Source organism: Pseudomonas mohnii (assembly GCF_900105115.1).
In the GTDB taxonomy this organism is placed as follows: Bacteria; Pseudomonadota; Gammaproteobacteria; order Pseudomonadales; family Pseudomonadaceae; genus Aquipseudomonas; species Aquipseudomonas mohnii.
The window spans coordinates 4,367,667-4,384,534 of record NZ_FNRV01000001.1 but is presented as its reverse complement, the minus strand read 5'-3'; the positions used below and the strand labels follow the sequence as shown (position 1 = coordinate 4,384,534).

Below are 16,868 nucleotides of genomic sequence, written 5' to 3'. Positions count from 1 at the left end.
ACAAATCTCTGTGGGAGCTAGCCTGCTAGCGATTGGGGAATACCAGTCAACACTGTTTTGATGATGAAATTGTCATCGCCAGCAGGCTGGCTCCCACAGGTTCTGTGCGATTTTTGAGTGATTCACAGGCCGGAAAAAAATATCAACAGTAGAGCCTGCAAAAGCCATCCACAAACACACACTTAAATAATCAAATTCCCTCTCAGTCCAGATTCTCGCAGCCAACGTCGCCGAAGTTGACGACATTGCACTTTCTAGAGACTTGGCGCACAAAAGCGTCGAACGTGCAGGTATTTTTAACACTTCATAAATCATCCGGAACATCCGGCTGTCATCTGTGTCAGTTAAAAAGGACTGTGCCGTTGCCGTGCGACAGACGAGTGCAAAAACGCGACATTTTTTGTTGATCTCAAGCCCCTCACGCCCTAAAGTTCGCGCCGAACGTCCATGCTGGAAACGATCCATCCGGCTCAAGTACTGACGACGAGACAGCAAGGCCAAGGGAAGCAACGCTACCCATGGCCTTTTTGCTTTCGGCGACATGCCTTGGGAAGTAGGCGAACCAAAGTGGGGATACGGAGGACGTTCATTTGCACCCATTGATAATTTTAGTTTGCCAGTAGGAGTTCCCAGCATGTCGATCCAGGTCGAAGACTATTTCGCGCGCGAAACCTTTCAAAAAATGAAGGCGTTCGCCGACAAGCAAGAAACCCCGTTCGTGGTGATCGACACCGCAATGATCAGCCAGGCTTATGACGACCTGCGCGCCGGTTTCGAATTCGCCAAGGTCTACTACGCGGTCAAGGCCAACCCGGCCGTGGAAATCATCGACCTGCTCAAGGAAAAAGGCTCGAGCTTCGACATCGCCTCGATCTATGAGCTGGACAAAGTGCTGAGCCGTGGCGTCGGCGCCGACCAGATCAGCTACGGCAACACCATCAAGAAATCCAAGGACATCCGCTACTTCTATGAGAAGGGCGTGCGTCTTTACGCAACCGACTCCGAAGCCGACCTGCGCAACATCGCCAAGGCTGCGCCGGGATCGAAAGTCTATGTGCGCATCCTGACCGAAGGCTCGACCACCGCCGATTGGCCGTTGTCGCGTAAATTCGGCTGCCAGACCGACATGGCCATGGACCTGTTGATTCTCGCCCGCGACCTCGGTCTGGTGCCTTACGGCATCTCGTTCCACGTCGGCTCGCAACAGCGCGATATCAGCGTCTGGGACGCGGCAATCGCCAAGGTCAAAGTGATCTTCGAGCGCTTGAAGGAAGAAGACGGCATTGAACTGAAGCTGATCAATATGGGCGGTGGCTTCCCGGCCAACTACATCACCCGCACCAACAGCCTGGAAACCTACGCTGAAGAAATCATCCGCTTCCTCAAGGAAGACTTCGGTGACGACCTGCCGGAAATCATCCTGGAACCCGGCCGTTCGCTGATCGCCAACGCCGGCATCCTGGTCAGCGAAGTGGTACTGGTCGCCCGTAAATCCCGTACCGCTGTAGAGCGTTGGGTGTACACGGATGTGGGCAAGTTCTCTGGCCTGATCGAAACCATGGACGAAGCCATCAAGTTCCCGATCTGGACCGAGAAGAAAGGCGAGATGGAAGAAGTCGTCATCGCCGGCCCAACCTGCGACAGCGCCGACATCATGTACGAAAACTACAAGTACGGCCTGCCGCTGAACCTGGCCATCGGTGATCGCCTGTACTGGCTGTCGACCGGTGCCTACACCACCAGCTACAGCGCCGTTGAGTTCAATGGCTTCCCACCGCTGAAGTCGTATTACGTCTAAGTCTCGCGAGTCACACCAAAAAGGCCTGTGAATATTCACAGGCCTTTTTTATTTCTTCCAAAATAATACGCCTCCGCCTGTTCGTTTTATACGACACACACTGAAAACCTTATGCACTTAACTTTAATAACAATCAGCGCTACTTTTCGCCTGCAATAAAATCAATTTCACAATGCTAAAACATAAAAAAGGATTTTCATGTTAGCCACTCAAGAATTAAAGATAACTTCCGAAGACCTTAACAAACTTACCACTGAATTTATGGACGCGGTCTCCGGAACCCTCCCTGGCGTCGAGCGAGATCCAGGACTATTAGTCACGAACGAAGACGTACGGAGGATCAAACGCTACGTCAAGGGCGGGCTAGAACTCCCTATCGACGAAAAAGAAATCGAGCAGATTCACAAATTAGACCAGCTGAATATCAGCGGCCTCAAATCGGCTGACCTGCAACTTTTATTCATGAAAATGAAAGATCATGCTGGAACCTGGTCAGCACTTGAATCCAGCATGAAGGCCGTCGGTTCTGACCTTCACGTATTTTCCGATAACATTACATCTAACTGCACAGCCATTATTGAATACCTCAAGACGCTTCCAAGCTATGTGAGTGGCGTGGGCAAAATTGGCGGTCTACCCCCGGAAGAAATCGACAAGCTCCCAGAGATCATATTAACCGGGGAAGAGAAGAAAAAAATCCCGACCTTACTTGAGTTGGTCGACGAACTTAAAATCGTCATCACCGCGCACAGCCAAAGCACAAAACTCACAAAAACAGCAATAACCGATTTCAAACACGGCATAACAAACATTATCAAACCTGAACTCGGTTTAAAAATCACCCTTTGCAACAGTCAGAATTTTAGCGATGAAATAAAACAATACAACCAACGACTTGACGTCATTAACGCCAGGATCGATCAAAAAAACGCGGAAATCGCAGAATACAGCAGAAATAAATGGTGGGGTGTTATCGGCGGGGTCGTCGGTTTTATTATCACCTCGTCGATTTACGGCAGCAAAGCCCAGCAGGCACGAAATGAACTGGACCAGCTGACTGACGAACGGCGCGATATCGAAAAAAAACTTGCGACAACCAACACATTCCTTGCATCGCTGCTCGCATTTGAAACCAACCTCCAGGACCTGCAGGTCCGGGTGGAGGGCGCCTCGGGCAGCTCGTCGAATCTGGAAAGCCTCTGGGAACTTATCCAGGCCTATGTCGAGTCTTCCAGTAAAAGACTCGATGGTGTGACCAACGCCATGTACTTGGTGTCTTTCGTTTCGAGGTTGACCAGCATGACGGAGAATTGGAAAGCGATCAAGAAACAGGCAGGTGATTTATTGACCGCCTTTAACAATGCATCACATGAGTCCTGAGACCTGGAAAGCAAATAAAGCGCCTTTGCGATATTTATTAATCATCATGCATCCATCTTTTAGACATCGAGATCACCATGACCGTACACACCATCGACACCTCGTTTCAGTACCCTGCACCCGACATGAACAAGATTTACAAAAGCAGGGAGGAACTCAATTACAAGATCCGCACACTCGGCAACCTTTACTTACCCGTACTCGCCGAAGAGCTGAAAGGACTGGAAAAAGAAATAAACACTACTGACGCCCAGGCACTTAAAGCAATCACCCTGATACCTTCAGCATTGCAAACAAGTGAAATTCTACAGTACTACACCATCATCGAAAACCTTAAAAACGAGAACCCGACAAGCGAACAGAAAGAAGCCATTGACAGTTTTTATGGCGAAATAAAATCGCTGATCGGCAACTCCACCACCGAGACACTTAAGCTCTTCACAGAACTCAACAACAGCCTGACAAATCTGCAGGCCGTTACGCTCAGCGACAACCAATATCGAATCAATGAACTGGACACATCGATCCTCAAAATCTCCCCGCAACTTTCCGAAGAGGAAAGTGCCATCGAACGTCTGGTAACCGATGAAACGGCGCTGAACGAGGCCATCAAGATCATTGAAGCAACCGACACCTTCTCCTTGATAAAAGATGTTTTTCTCAGCCTCGAAAAACTGGCGGCTCTCAATTTGTCCGCACCTCAACTTGAACTGGTTAAAGCAGGTATTGGCGCGGCCGGAAAAATCCTGGATTTGGTCAGCAACGCCATCAAGTATGACAATCTGGTCACAGCCAGGCGCCAGACTCAAACAAAACTGGATAATCGTCGCCTCAATCTCGCCGGCATCAAGAAAGAGCTAAAAACACTGGAAGATCGAAAGTTTCAATTACTGGAACTGCAAGCGATCAAAAACCCAAGAGAGACTTATACGCATGAAATAAGCACGCTCACCGAATCCGTCGAAAAATTTCTGCAGATCAACAGCTACGAAGCTTCAGACGACTTGCACGCCGTTGTTAAACGTTTCATCGAGCAGACAAATGTGTTCGTGGCGCACCTGAACAGCCTTCGCAAGGAATGGCGCAGCTAAACCGGGATCCATCCGGTTGGCCTCAGCCGATCAGGACAATACGAGCGAAAAAGCAAACCGTGCTTTTTCGCTCCACCTGGATGGCACCTTCCTATTGAAGAGAACTCATCACTCCAGCCTCGGCTCTGAGCGCCTCGCCTTCCAGGTGAGCAGCGCGTTGTCGGTAGTCCTGCGCCAACGCCCGGAGTTGCGGATGAGGAGCCTGTAACAGCGTTCGGCTACTGACGCGCAGGAAGTTCAGATTGCCGGCCGCCAACGCCCGGTGCAGCCACAACAATGCCTCCTCGACTCTCCCGTCGTCCGCCAGAACGGACGCATAACTGAATTGCCCCCGAAAATCCCCGCCTTCGGCAGAACGTCGATACCACTCAAATGCCGCAGCCGAGTCAGCCGGGCAGTGCTGGCCTTCCTCGAGGTAGCGCCCCAACAGGTTCATCGATTTGGCGTGCCCGAGTTCGGCGGCGCGCTGATACAGCTTCAGCGCCTGTGCTTGATCCTCGATGACCCCACGCCCGGTCGCCAGCAGATTGGCGTAGTTGTACATCGCCCAATCCAGCCCACCCTCGGCGGCCTGACGATAATGCCTGGCAGCGATTGCAGCATCGGCCGTGCAACCCCAGCCATGTTCATGGCATCGACCGAGCATATTGCGCGCCATCAGATGTCCGCCTTGGGCGGCGATCCCGAACCAGCGCACCGCCAGTGACTGATCCCGAGCGATGCCCCGCCCTTCCAGCAGAATCTGTCCCAGCAAGGCCTGTGCATCGAGAAGCCCTGCACGGGCGGCAAGCAGAATCGCCTGGGCGGCACGGGCCGGGCTTTCATCGAGCATGGCGTTGAGCGCATCAGTGTCGAGAATCTCTTCGCGGTGCGACCTGAAGTCCAGCACTTACACCTCGACCCAGCGGCGCAACAGGTTGTGATAGGTGCCAGTCAGGCGGATCAGCGAAGGGTGGTCGGGCAGGTCCTGGGTCAGTTGGCGAATCGCGCCATCCATTTCAAACAGCAACGCACGCTGGCTGTCTTCGCGCACCAGGCTTTGGGTCCAGAAAAAAGAAGCGTAGCGGGCTCCGCGAGTGACCGCATTGACCTTGTGCAGGCTGGTGCCGGGGTACAGCACCATGTCACCGGCCGGCAACTTCACGCGCTGGGTGCCGTAGGTGTCCTGGATTTCCAGTTCGCCGCCGTCGTAATCCGCAGGCTCGCTGAAAAACACTGTTGCCGACAGATCGGTTCGCACCCGCTCAATGCTGCCCTTGGGTTGACGTACGGCGTTGTCGATATGGAAATCGAAACTGCCACCGGCCGTGTAACAGTTCAGCAACGGAGGAAAGACTTTGTGCGGTAGCGCGGCAGACATGAACTGCGGATTTTTCCACAGTCGCTCCAGCATCGCCGCGCCGATCTCCTTGGCCAACGGATGGCCTTCCGGCAATTGCAGATTGTGCTTGGCCTTGGCTGACTGGTAACCGGCAGTGATTTTACCGTCCGCCCAATCGGCCTGCTCCAGAGCCTCGCGAATGCGCTGCACTTCTTCTTTTTCGAATAAGCCGGGGATGTGCAGCAACATGGGCAAGGCACCAGAAAGCAAAGGGGCGCCAATGGTATTGATTCTTATTGCCTGTGTAAAACCCGCCAGACGAATGAAACGGTAAAAACCGTAAGGGTAAATTGTAAAGAATGTAAATTCATCGCGAATAGTAATGTTTCGCAATTGATACGAATACGTATTTACCCTATATTCCGCCGCCTCAAATCCTTGGGGAGGGGAATAAAAATGTCACGCCAACAACCACAGCTACCTGTCAGTTCACCGCGTCTACTCGCCTCTGCGATTGGTATGGCGATCACCGCCGGCTCCGCGGGCCACATGGTATTCGCGGCTGAAAAGACCGACGAGAAAGCACCGAGCAACACCATCTCCCTCGGTGCAACCGCTATCACCGGCGAAGCGCAAGACCAGACCTCCTACAACGTCGAAAAAGCCTCCTCGCCCAAGTACACCGCGCCGCTGGTGGACACACCGCGCTCGATCACAGTGATCCCGCAGCAAGTGCTCAAGGACACCGGCGCCATGAACATGCAGGACGCGCTGCGTACCGTTCCCGGCATCACCTTCGGTGCCGGTGAAGGCGGCAACCCACAAGGCGACCGTCCGTTCATTCGTGGTTTCGATGCCCAGGGCGATACTTACCTGGACGGCGTGCGCGATACCGGTTCGCAGAGCCGGGAGATCTTCGCCGTTGAATCGATCGAAGTCAGCAAAGGACCGAACTCGGCCATTGGCGGCCGTGGCGCTGCCGGCGGCAGCATCAACCTGGTGAGCAAAAAAGCGCACCTGGGCGATTCGTTCGACGGTGGTTTTACCTGGGGTTCTGACCAGACCCAGCGTTACACCATGGACGGCAACTATCAGTTCTCCGACACCGCCGCTGGCCGTCTGAACCTGATGAGCCATGAAAGCAACGTCGCCGGCCGCGACAGCGTCGATTACGATCGCTGGGGCGTCGCTCCGTCGCTGGCCTTTGGCCTGGGCACCGATACCCGGGTCAATCTCGATTACTACCATCTGGAAAGTAACGACACGCCGGACTCGGGTATCCCCTACTCCATTCCGACTGCAGGCTCCGCTGCCCGCACCAAGTCCAACCCGGACAAACCAAACGACGGCGGCGACAGCAGCAATTTCTACGGCCTGGACAACCGCGATTTCCGCAAGGGCCGCACCGACACCGCGACCATCGCCATCGAGCACGACCTGAACGACGCGCTGACCGTCAAGAACACCCTGCGCCACGGCACCAGCATGCAGGACTACATCCTGACCCAGCCGGACGACAGCAAGGGCAACGTCAACAACGGCAGCGTCTGGCGTCGTGCCAACACCCGCGTGAGCAACACCGAAACGACCACGAACCAGACCGATCTGTTCGGCGATTTCCATATCGCCGGGTTCAAGAACAGTTTCGCCACCGGTATCGAGTTCACCCACGAGGAGAGCCAGAAATCCTCGTACAACGTCAACACCGATACCACCCCGGCAACAGCCGCCGCGACCACCAATTGCAGTCCTGCGTTGATTGGTCCTCGTAGCGGATACAACTGTACTTCGCTGGCAAACCCGATCCCGAGCGATCCGTGGAACGGTGCCATCTCACGTAACTACGCCGGCACCGACACCAAGGCCGACACCTATGCGTTGTACGCGTTCGATACGCTTGAGCTGTCCGAACAATGGCTGGTGAACATGGGCCTGCGTTACGACCATTTCGACACGAGCTACAAAACCTACACCAACGCCGGCACCACCACCTCCAAGGGCGACGACGTCAGTGAATTCGTGACCGGTCAATTCGGTGTGGTCTACAAACCGGCGGAGAACGGCAGCATCTATGCGTCGTACGCGACGTCCGCCACCCCACCGGGCACTACCCTCGGCGACGGTCAGGAAGGCAACCCGCTGGGCGGCACGCCTGATCGCAACGGCAACCTGCTGAGCAGCGACATGGAGCCGGAAACCACCAAGAACTACGAAATCGGCACCAAGTGGGATCTGATGAACGATCGTCTGTCGCTGACCGCCGATATCTTCCGCACCGAGAAGGAAAACGCCCGGGTACAGACCAACACCACGTCCTATGAAAACGTCGGCAAAACCCGCGTTCAAGGTGTTGAACTGTCGGCTACCGGTAAAATCACCGACAAATGGCAGGTCTTCGCCGGTTACGCCTACATGGACAGCGAACAGATCGATGGCGGTCCGCTGGGCAAGGCCAACGATGGCAACGAACTGCCTAACACGCCGAAAAACAGCGCCAGCCTCTGGACGACCTATCAGGTCACGCCGAAGCTGACCATCGGCGGCGGCGCGTTCTACGTCGATGACGTGTTCGGCAGCGTGGCCAACACCACCATGGTCGATTCCTACGTTCGTTACGATGCAATGGCCGCCTACAAGCTGACCAAAAACATCGACCTGCAACTGAACGTGCAGAACCTGACCGACGAAACCTACTACGACAAGGCCTTCTCGACTCACTTCGCCAACCAGGCGGCGGGCCGTACTGCCTTGCTGAGCACCAACTTCCACTTCTGATACGCGACCTCTGTAGGAGCGAGCCTGCTCGCGATGGACTGGAGAACAACGCGGGGTGTCAGGTTCTACGCGTTATCGTTGACGACCATCGCGAGCAGGCTCGCTCCTACAGGAGGGTGAAGGCCGAAACAGCGCCTGGCCCCGTTCATCCAGATGAACGGGGCTTTTGCGTGTAAAAAAGAATGCTTCTCGACAACCCACGGCATAATGCGCGCCGTGATGACTTTTGAACGAACAAGGCGAGCGACGTGTTGAAGAAAACCCTGTTCCAGTTGCACTGGTTTTTTGGCATCAGCGCCGGACTCGTCCTGGCCCTGATGGGCATCACCGGGGCGACGGTATCGTTTCAGGATGAAATCCTGTATGCGCTGAACCCATCGGTCTTGCAGGTCCACAAGCAGGTCGCCGGGGTGCTGCCGCCCGCCGAACTGGTGGAGAAGATCGAAACGGCCACGGGCAACAAAGTGGCGGGGCTCTCGGTCGACATCGACAGCGGCATTGCCGCGAAAGTGTTCTTCACACCGCCACCGGGCCAACGTCGCGGACCGATGCGTTACTTCGATCCTTACACCGCCGAGCTGCTGGGCGACGCCACTGGCCAGGACTTCTTCGGCCTGATGCTGCAATTGCACCGTTTCCTCGCCATGGGCGATACCGGTCGGCAAATCACCGGGGCCTGTACGTTGATCCTGGTGTTCTTCTGCCTCTCCGGCCTGTACTTGCGCTGGCCCCGCCAATGGAAAAGCTGGCGCGCCTGGCTGACCCTCGACTGGAAGAAAAAAGGTCGCAGCTTCAACTGGGACCTGCACTCGGTCGCCGGCACCTGGTGCCTGGTGTTTTACCTCCTGGCCGCCTTGACCGGGTTGTCCTGGTCCTACGAGTGGTACAACAAGGGCCTGACCCGTTTGCTCTCCGATTCGCCGCAGAACGAGCGCGTTCGCGGTGGTCGTGGCCCGGCGCCTGGCGGTCCGGCGCCGACGGCCGATTATTCGGCCATGTGGCTGAGTATCTATAGCGCTGCCGGTCCCAACCTGAGCTTCTATAACACGCGCATGCCGCCCGTCGCCGGGCAACCGGCGACCGTGTTCTACCTGCTGAAAAACTCACCCCATGACCGCGCGCTGAACCAGATCACCCTCGATCCGGTCACCGGCGAAATCAAACGGCACGAGCGCTACAGCGACAAGAGCCTCAAGGCGCAATTGCTGACCAGCCTCTATGCGCTGCACGTCGGTAGCTACTTCGGCATCGTCGGGCGGATCATCCTGACGATCGCCGCGCTGAGCATGCCGCTGTTTTTCGTCACGGGCTGGCTGTTGTACCTCGATCGTCGCCGCAAAAAACGCCAGATCAAAGACGCCCGTAAAGACCTCGCCCAACCCGGTGGCGATGCCCCGGCGTGGCTGATCAGTTTCGCCAGCCAGAGTGGCTTTGCCGAGCAACTGGCCTGGCAGACGGCCGGCCAATTACAAGCGGCCGGCCTGCCAGTGAAAGTGCTACCGCTGGCGACTGTCAGCGAGCAGGACCTGCGGAGTTCGAACAACGCGCTGTTCGTGGTCAGCACCTTCGGCGACGGCCAGGCACCGGACAGCGCCCGTGGTTTTGAACGCAAGGTGCTGGGGCGGGCGTCGAGCCTGGAGAGCTTGAACTACGCGGTGCTCGGTCTCGGCGACCGGCAGTATCAACACTTCTGCGGCTTTGCCCGGCGCTTGCACAGCTGGCTGGGCGAACACGGCGGCAAGACCCTGTTCCCCCCGGTGGAAGTCGACAGCGGCGACCCTTACGCCTTGCGTCACTGGCAGCAACAACTGGGGCTGCTGACCGGACAAGCACCGGTCGACACCTGGCAAGCTCCGAGCTATGACAACTGGCCGCTGGTTCGTCGCGAGTTGCTCAACCCGGACAGCAGCGGCTCGCCCGTGTACTTGCTGGGCCTCAAACCGCCCACCACCAGCAGTTGGCTGGCAGGCGATCTGGTGGAAGTGTTACCGCGCAATGGCTCCTGGGCGATCGAGCATTTCCTCGACGGCATGGGGATTGACGGTCGCGCCACGATTGAATTCGATGGCCGGTCGCAGCCTCTGGAGCAAGCCCTCGCCAGCCGCCAACTGCCGGCGAATCGGGCGCATCTGGTCGGTTTGCATGCCCAGGCGCTGGTGGATGCGCTGGTGCCTTTGGCCCTGCGCGAATACTCCATTGCCTCGATTGCCGCCGATGGCGTACTGGAGCTGATCGTTCGCCAGGAACTGCACCCCGATGGCAGCCTGGGCGTCGGCTCCGGCTGGCTGACCGAACACGCGCCGGTGGGCAGCACCATCCACCTGCGTGTGCGCCGCAACAGTGGTTTCCATCTGCCGTCAGACCCCGTGCCCATGATCCTGCTGGGCAACGGTACCGGGCTGGCCGGGCTGCGCAGCCTGCTCAAAGCGCGGATTGCCGACGGCCAACAACGTCACTGGCTGTTGTTCGGCGAGCGCAATCGGGAACACGACTATCTGTGTCGGGACGAGTTGGAAGAGTGGTTGATTTCGGGAGATCTGCAGCGCCTGGACCTGGCGTTCTCGCGGGATCAGGCGGAGAAAATCTACGTGCAGGATCGCCTGCGCGAATCAGCCGCGGAATTGAAGAAGTGGCTGGCTGAAGGTGCGGTGATTTACATCTGCGGCAGCTTGCAGGGCATGGCTTCGGGAGTCGATCAAGTGCTCAACGATGTACTCGGCGCTGCCGAAGTGGAACGCCTGATCGAACAGGGCCGCTACCGCCGCGACGTTTACTGACGCGGCACAACCCCCCTGAAGGAGCGAGCCTGCTCGCGATGAACTCAAAGACACCGCGGACTATCAGATTCCCCGCGTTATCGTTGACCACCATCGCGAGCAGGCTCGCTCCTACAGGGTGGGGATCAGGCGCTGACGGGCTCGATCGCCAACTCCGTCACCTCAGGCCGCTTGACCAGCGCATACACCACCGCCGTCAACAAACTCCCCGCCACGATCGCCAGCAAATACAGCAACGCATGGTTGATCGCGTTCGGGATGGCCAGCACGAACAATCCACCGTGGGGCGCCATCAGCTTGCAGCCGAAATACATCGACAACGCGCCGGTCAGCGCGCCACCGGCGATGCTCGCCGGAATCACCCGCAACGGGTCCTTGGCAGCGAACGGAATCGCCCCTTCGGAGATGAAGCACAATCCCAGCACCAGCGCCGCTTTACCCGCCTCGCGCTCGGTCTGGGCAAACTTGCGCCGGGCGATGAACGTGGCAATGCCGAGGCCAATCGGCGGCACCATGCCGGCCGCCATGGTCGCAGCCATCGGTGCATAACTCTGCGAGGCCAGCAGCCCGACCGAGAACGCATAGGCCGCCTTGTTGATCGGCCCGCCAAGATCGACGCACATCATTCCGCCCAGCAACACGCCCAGCAGGATCGCATTGGTGGTGCCCATGCTGTCGAGGAAATGCGTGAGCCCTTCGAGCATCCCGGCCACGGGTTTGCCGACCACGTAGATCATCACCAGGCCCGTGAACAGACTGGCCAGCAACGGGATGATCAGGATCGGCTTGAGCGCTTCAAGGCTTTGCGGCAAACGCGCATAACGATTGATCGCCTGGGCGGCGTAGCCGGCGAGGAAACCGGCAATGATCCCGCCGATAAAACCGGCACCGAGGGAGCTCGCCAGCAACCCGCCGATCATCCCCGGCGCCAGGCCCGGACGGTCGGCGATGGAGTAAGCGATGTAACCCGCCAGCAACGGCACCATCAGCTTGAACGCGGTCTCGCCGCCGATCTGCATCAAAGCCGCCGCCAAGGTGCCCGGTTCCTTGAACGCAGTGATGCCAAACACAAACGACAAGGCAATCATCAGGCCGCCCGCCACCACCATCGGCAACATGAACGACACGCCGGTCAGCAGGTGTTTGTAGATGCCGGTCTTCTCGGCCTTGACCGGGCCATTGGCGCCGCTGGCGGCGCTTTCCTGCGTGCCTTCGGCCAGCGCTTTGTTCAACGTGGCTTCGGCCTGCTTGAGGGCAATGCCGGTGCCGCAGCGATAAATTTTCTTGCCGGCGAAACGCTCGGTGGCGACTTCGATATCGCAAGCCAGCAGTACCACGTCGGCCTCGGCGATGGCTTGCGCACTCAGCGGATTGCGCGCCCCAACGGAGCCCTGGGTTTCCACTTGCAGGTCGTAACCCAGGCGCTTGGCCGCTTGCTGCAAGGCTTCGGCGGCCATGAAAGTGTGGGCGACGCCGGTCGGGCATGCCGTGATCGCGACCAGGCGCGGTGCGTTTTTGCTCACTGCAACCGGTGCGGCGACGGTTTCGGGTGCAACGTATACCCGAGCCTCTTCGGCGCCACGGCGCAACACCGCCTCGACGTCCTGCAGGGCTTGCGCCGGGGTGCTCTGGAACACCCGCTTGCCGACGAATCGCGACATGTCCACCGGGGCGCTGGTCACCAGCAGTACCCACTCGGCGGCCTCGATCGTCGCCGCCGACAATTGCCGTTCAGGATGCGCCGCGTCGTTCACTTCGACACTGGTGCTCCAGCCCTGACGCTGGGCCGCTGCATCCAGCAGACGAGCGCACAGCACACTGGTGACCATGCCGTTCGGGCAGGCAGTAACAATGGCTAATTTCATGACCAACCCTCTTATTGTTCTGTCAGGGGACGCACGCGCACACCCTGTTCGAGCTGCGCCAGTTGCGCCGCGTCGCTGATACCGAAACCGATCTGCGTGACGGCCATCGCGGCAATTGCCGTGGCGCGGCGCAAGGTCTGCTCAGGCAGGTCGGCGCTGACCAGGCCGTGGAGCATCCCCGCCAGCAACGAGTCGCCCGCGCCCACCGTACTGGCGACGCTGACTTTAGGTGGCGTGGCGTGCAGCGCCGAACCGACGCTGAACCAGTTCACGCCATCGGCTCCGTGGGAAATCACCACATGCTCGACACCCTGCGCGTGCAAACGATTCGCCGCTGCGGCCTGCGCGGTGACAGATACCACCTCGCAACCCAGCACTTCAGCCAGCTCTTCTGTGTTCGGCTTGATCAGCCATGGACCGGCCTTGAGCCCGGCCCGCAAGGCGTCGCCGCTGGTGTCGAGCGCGACCTTCAGACCGAGTTCTTTCAAGCGCAGGATCAACGCCTGCAACCATTGCGGACTCACGCCCTGAGGCAGGCTGCCGGCGACGACGACGGCATCATGCCCCGGAGCGATCCGGTCAAGACGATCAAGCAAGGCCTGCTGGGCCGTCGCGCTGACCTGCGGCCCCGGGCCATTGATGTCGGTGATGCGACCATCGCTTTCCGCCAGTTTGATATTGCTGCGGGTCTCCCCCGGCACGCGGATAAACCCATCGACAAAATTCCGTTTGGCGAACAGGGTTTCGAACGCTTGCAGGTTGTCTTCACCGAGAAATCCGCTGACCGTCAGTTGATGCCCGAGGTCCGCCAATACCTGCGCCACGTTCAACCCTTTGCCGGCGGCATGGGTGTGCATGACATCACTGCGATTGACCTGACCCGGCTCCAGGCGCGGCAACTGGACGGTGAGGTCCAGCGCCGGGTTGAGGGTCAAGGTTAAAATCCTGGCCATTACAGGGCCTCCACTAATGCGCGCACTTCGTTGGCGCTGCCCACGGCGAGCGCCGCTTGGGCAAGGGTTTGGGTCTGGCTCAGGCTGAGTTCACGGATTCGCGCCTTGACCTCGGGAATGCTGCGCCCCGACACGCTCAACTCGTCCACACCGAGCCCGACCAGCACCGGCACCGCCAGCGGGTCGGCCGCCAGTTCACCGCAGACACCGACCCACTTGCCATGGGCATGGGCGGCGCGCACGGTGATGTCGATCAGTTGCAATACCGCCGGATGCAGACCATCGGCCTGGGCCGACAAGGTCGGATGACCACGGTCGATGGCCAGGGTGTATTGCGTCAGGTCGTTGGTGCCGACGCTGAAGAAGTCCACCTCTTTGGCCAACACCGGCGCCAGCAATGCCGCCGACGGCACTTCGATCATGATCCCCAGTTGCAGGTCCGCGACCGGGATTTCCAGACGCAGGCGTTCGGTCATGTCCCGGGCCTGGCGCCACTCATCGACGCTGCCGACCATCGGGAACATGATCCGCAGCGGACGGTTGTCAGCCGCGCGCAGCAAGGCGCGCAACTGCGTTTCCATGATGTGTGGCCGTTGCAAGGTCAGGCGAATGCCACGTACCCCAAGGAACGGATTTTCTTCCTTGGCGATCGGCCAATAGGGCAGCGGTTTGTCGCCGCCGACATCAAGGGTGCGCACCACCAGGGGGCGACCCATCAGGCCATCGAGGACACGCCGGTATTCGACCTCCTGGGTCGCCTCGTCCGGCGCTTGCGGGTGCGCCATGAAAATCAGTTCGGTGCGCAACAGGCCAATGCCTTCGGCCCCCTGCTCCACCGCACCGGTCACGCCAGCGCTTTCACCGATGTTGGCGAACACTTCGACCGCATGGCCGTCGCGGGTCAAGGCGGGTTGATGGCGCTGTTCAGCGGCCACCTTCAATCGTTGTTCACGGGTGTCGCGTTCGTCAGTGGCCCGTTGCAGCGTTGCGGCATCGGCATCCACGTGCAGGCGACCGCGTTGGCCATCGATCAGCAACGGCGTGCCCGGCGCCAGCAGCAACACGGCCGGACCGGCACCGACCAACGCCGGAATACCGAGCGCTCGGGCCACGATCGCACTGTGGGCAGTAGCGCCGCCGCGGGCGGTGAGGATACCGGCCACGCGAGTCGGGTCCAGACGCGCAACGTCGGATGGACCGACTTCGTCCATCACCAGAATGTAGGGTTGCTCGGGTTCACTCGGGGTTTCGATCCCGCAGAGCGTCGCCAACACCCGACGACCGATATCGCGCAAATCGGCAGCGCGTTCGGCAAGCAAGGCGTCCTGCAGCGCTTCCTGTTGCCGGGCCGCCGCTTCGACCACCGACATCCAGGCCGCTTCGGCGCTTTCGCCCTGCTTGAGACGGGTGTCGACTTCATCGGTCAATTCCGGGTCGTCGAGCATTTCCTGGTGGGTGACGAAAATCTCGCGAATGGCCTTGGCCTTGCTGCGTTCGATCAAACCACCGATGTCGCGCCGCACATCCGCCAGCGCCTGCTTGAGCCGATCGCGTTCGATGGCGGCGGACTCACCGCGCAGCGGGTACTCGATGGCTTGCAGCACTTGAATATGCGCCGGGCCGATGGCGATTCCCGGCGCGGCGGCGATGGCCTGAATCACGCTACCGGACGCCGGGGCGAGCAGTACCTGGGCCGCCTCGACAATTTCTTCACGCGGTTGGCTGACGGGCGGCAGCGGCTCGATTTCTTCACCGAGGCCTTCTTCGATGGCAGCCAACAACGCAGGCAGCGCATCGGCGGCGATGCTCGGCTCGGCGATGATTTCCAGCACCTGACCACGACGGGCGCCGAGGCTGAGCAGCTTGCTGAGGCTCTTGACCGACACCGCGCTGTCCTGACCATCGACGATGCGGATGCGAATTTCACCTTCAAAACTCTTTGCCAGTTGCGCGAGGATTTTCGCCGGCCGTGCATGCAAACCGTGGGCATTGGCCAGCGCGATCCGCGTACTCGGCCAGTCCGCCGGCAGTTCACCGCCGAGCACTTCAAGCACCGCGCGGCAGCTGGTGGCACGGCCCAATTCATGGCCGCGACCTTCAATCAATAACGCGCACAGTCGTTCCAGCAACGCTTGATGGGCCTCACCCAGGCTGGCCAGGCAGAACAACCCGTTCAGCGGCTGACCGAGGTAACGCAGCGGTTTGTCCGGGGTCACGAACGCCAGACCGGGGCGCTTGACTGTTTGCTCACTGTGCAGCCACCACAGGCCATCGCCCAGGGGCAGTGCTTCGACCTGTTGCAACACGGCGGAGAAACCGTTGCTGACGCAATCGGCCTGACGCAACAAACGCGCACCGCGCCAGACCAGCTCTTCAAAATCTTCGGCTGCCACACCCAGGCCGATCATTTGCGCATCCAGCGCCAATTCTTGCGGCGCACCTTGCAGCAGTTTCAGCAGGGCCTCGGCGGAACTGGCGCGGCGCAGGGCCTGGCCCAGATCGGTCTCGCCGAGGGCGCGGGTCAGTAGTTGCAGCAGGCGCAGGTGTTCATCGGACTTGGCGGCGATGCCAATGGCCAGGTAGACGATCTGCCCGTCGCCCCAGTCAACGCCATCGGGAAACTGCATCAGGCGCACGCCCGTGGTGAATACCTGATCGCGGGTTTCCGGGGTGCCGTGGGGGATGGCGATACCTTGACCGAGAAAGGTCGAGCCCTGGGCTTCACGCGCCTGCAGGCCAGCGAGATAACCCTCGGCAACCAGACCATCGGTAACCAGATGCCGGGCCAGCAACTGCAAGGCTGCGGACTTATCCACAGCCGACTGGCCCATGGATATCTGCTCTATGGTGAGCTCGAGCATGCTTTCTCCTTTTGGCACCTGTTGGCACCAGGTATTGTTTTGATTGA

The 16,868-nt window shown here is 59.0% G+C and carries 11 protein-coding genes; 5 read left to right on the top strand and 6 right to left on the bottom strand.

The annotated features are described in order from the left end of the window. Positions 1-72: 72 nt before the first annotated feature. Positions 73-636 carry a hypothetical protein gene (locus tag BLV61_RS31000; protein ID WP_139213639.1) on the bottom strand — a complete coding sequence of 188 codons (564 nt, stop codon included), beginning with the start codon at positions 634-636 and terminating at the stop codon, positions 73-75. On the opposite strand from BLV61_RS31000, the gene BLV61_RS20355 reads away from it, so the two are divergent. The 3 genes from BLV61_RS20355 (at position 635) to BLV61_RS20345 (ending at position 4,269) form a co-directional block, all read left to right on the top strand. Further along, positions 635-1,798, top strand: coding sequence for a type III PLP-dependent enzyme (locus tag BLV61_RS20355; RefSeq protein ID WP_047537576.1), 1,164 nt, complete (start codon positions 635-637; stop codon positions 1,796-1,798). The two genes, BLV61_RS31000 and BLV61_RS20355, sit on opposite strands and share 2 nt — an antisense overlap. A 198-nt stretch (positions 1,799-1,996) precedes the next feature. Next, entirely contained in the window at positions 1,997-3,178 is a 1,182-nt protein-coding gene (locus BLV61_RS20350; RefSeq protein ID WP_090467120.1) for an alpha-xenorhabdolysin family binary toxin subunit A, read from the top strand. A 77-nt stretch (positions 3,179-3,255) separates the two neighbouring features. Continuing rightward, positions 3,256-4,269, top strand: a complete 1,014-nt coding sequence (locus tag BLV61_RS20345; RefSeq protein ID WP_047537570.1) for an alpha-xenorhabdolysin family binary toxin subunit B — start codon at positions 3,256-3,258, stop codon at positions 4,267-4,269. Between the two features lie 91 nt (positions 4,270-4,360). Here the strand turns inward: BLV61_RS20345 and BLV61_RS20340 are convergent, their stop codons facing one another. Both BLV61_RS20340 and BLV61_RS20335 read right to left on the bottom strand, forming a co-directional pair. Then, positions 4,361-5,101 (bottom strand): tetratricopeptide repeat protein, encoded by a 741-nt coding sequence (locus BLV61_RS20340; protein ID WP_425272125.1) that lies wholly within the window; start codon positions 5,099-5,101, stop codon positions 4,361-4,363. Positions 5,102-5,158: 57 nt separating this feature from the next. Then, positions 5,159-5,839 (bottom strand): Fe2+-dependent dioxygenase, encoded by a 681-nt coding sequence (locus tag BLV61_RS20335; protein ID WP_047537568.1) that lies wholly within the window; start codon positions 5,837-5,839, stop codon positions 5,159-5,161. 207 nt (positions 5,840-6,046) lie between these two features. Between BLV61_RS20335 and BLV61_RS20330 the strand changes: the two genes are divergently transcribed. Continuing rightward, on the top strand, positions 6,047-8,365 hold the full coding sequence (locus BLV61_RS20330) for a TonB-dependent receptor (RefSeq protein WP_047537565.1): 2,319 nt from the start codon (positions 6,047-6,049) through the stop codon (positions 8,363-8,365). Between the two features lie 248 nt (positions 8,366-8,613). Then, positions 8,614-11,142, top strand: a complete 2,529-nt coding sequence (locus tag BLV61_RS20325) for a PepSY domain-containing protein (RefSeq protein ID WP_047537562.1) — start codon at positions 8,614-8,616, stop codon at positions 11,140-11,142. A gap of 125 nt (positions 11,143-11,267) precedes the next feature. Here the strand turns inward: BLV61_RS20325 and BLV61_RS20320 are convergent, their stop codons facing one another. The 3 genes from BLV61_RS20320 to ptsP are packed head-to-tail and all read right to left on the bottom strand — an operon-like array spanning position 11,268 to position 16,821. Then, positions 11,268-13,007 carry a PTS fructose-like transporter subunit IIB gene (locus BLV61_RS20320; protein WP_047537560.1) on the bottom strand — a complete coding sequence of 580 codons (1,740 nt, stop codon included), beginning with the start codon at positions 13,005-13,007 and terminating at the stop codon, positions 11,268-11,270. Between the two features lie 11 nt (positions 13,008-13,018). Next, the gene (pfkB, locus tag BLV61_RS20315; protein WP_047537557.1) at positions 13,019-13,960 is read right to left on the bottom strand and encodes a 1-phosphofructokinase; all 942 of its coding nucleotides are present in this window, start codon (positions 13,958-13,960) and stop codon (positions 13,019-13,021) included. After that, complete coding sequence (gene ptsP, locus BLV61_RS20310) at positions 13,960-16,821, bottom strand: phosphoenolpyruvate--protein phosphotransferase (RefSeq protein WP_047537556.1); 2,862 nt, start codon at positions 16,819-16,821, stop codon at positions 13,960-13,962. The genes pfkB and ptsP overlap by 1 nt, the downstream gene beginning before the upstream one ends. Between the last annotated feature and the right edge of the window lie 47 nt (positions 16,822-16,868).

Excerpts from the sequence above, each read along its gene's own strand:
- BLV61_RS20340 (WP_425272125.1), bottom strand. The coding sequence starts at position 5,101 with ATGCTCGATGAAAGCCCGGCCCGTGCCGCCCAGGCGATTCTGCTTGCC.
- pfkB (WP_047537557.1), bottom strand. The coding sequence starts at position 13,960 with ATGGCCAGGATTTTAACCTTGACCCTCAACCCGGCGCTGGACCTCACC.
- BLV61_RS31000 (WP_139213639.1), bottom strand. The coding sequence starts at position 636 with ATGCTGGGAACTCCTACTGGCAAACTAAAATTATCAATGGGTGCAAAT.
- ptsP (WP_047537556.1), bottom strand. The coding sequence starts at position 16,821 with ATGCTCGAGCTCACCATAGAGCAGATATCCATGGGCCAGTCGGCTGTG.
- BLV61_RS20355 (WP_047537576.1), top strand. The coding sequence starts at position 635 with ATGTCGATCCAGGTCGAAGACTATTTCGCGCGCGAAACCTTTCAAAAA.
- BLV61_RS20350 (WP_090467120.1), top strand. The coding sequence starts at position 1,997 with ATGTTAGCCACTCAAGAATTAAAGATAACTTCCGAAGACCTTAACAAA.
- BLV61_RS20330 (WP_047537565.1), top strand. The coding sequence starts at position 6,047 with ATGTCACGCCAACAACCACAGCTACCTGTCAGTTCACCGCGTCTACTC.
- BLV61_RS20345 (WP_047537570.1), top strand. The coding sequence starts at position 3,256 with ATGACCGTACACACCATCGACACCTCGTTTCAGTACCCTGCACCCGAC.
- BLV61_RS20320 (WP_047537560.1), bottom strand. The coding sequence starts at position 13,007 with ATGAAATTAGCCATTGTTACTGCCTGCCCGAACGGCATGGTCACCAGT.
- BLV61_RS20335 (WP_047537568.1), bottom strand. The coding sequence starts at position 5,839 with ATGTTGCTGCACATCCCCGGCTTATTCGAAAAAGAAGAAGTGCAGCGC.